The 603-nt window shown below is 36.3% G+C and carries 1 pseudogene; it reads right to left on the bottom strand.

Annotated features, from left to right (window positions below):
• Positions 1–603 (bottom strand): annotated as a pseudogene (locus tag L0M85_RS10080) (AAA family ATPase); the annotation flags it as partial.

The raw sequence follows: 603 nt of genomic DNA, 5'->3' as shown, positions 1-603 counted from the left end.
TCCACAATTTAAAGAAGAAATCACTGGCATATTTATCTAATAAGAGAAGCTGCATCTCATCGAAATAAATCCAGGTCTTCTTCCCTAATTTTTGATTCCGAACGACACGATTCCATATCTGATCAAAAACAACCATAAGGGCAATTTGTTTCAGCTCATCTCCTAACTTTTTAACATTATAGATTAAGAAATTGGATCCTGTTTGAATATTGGTCTTATGAGAAAAAATATCAAGAGAACCTTCAACATACAGTTCCATATCAAGTGCCAAATTCTGCGCTTCTTCTTCTGCTTGTTGGCTCAAGACAAAGACCCATTCTTCCAAAGAAGGCTCTTTAAATGACTGATAAGTGAGTCTCGTAACTCGGTCGATAATCGATTTTTCTCTCCCATCCATTTTTCTATCCAATAACTTACCGATAAAGGATAAAAGAAATTCTGATTTTACCTTTACAGGATCCTCATCCATATTTTCCTCAGACAAGTCAAGGACATTGAGATAGGTTTGGGAATCAGGCGCAATATCAATCATTTCTCCCCCAAAAGTTCGTCCAATGACACTGTACTCTGCTTCTGGATCCACGATGATAATTTCAGTATTTT

The organism is Streptococcus sp. DFI.7.26 (assembly GCF_022240605.1).
In the GTDB taxonomy this organism is placed as follows: domain Bacteria; phylum Bacillota; class Bacilli; order Lactobacillales; family Streptococcaceae; genus Streptococcus; species Streptococcus xiaochunlingii.
This window is presented reverse-complemented; position numbering and strand designations above follow the sequence as displayed.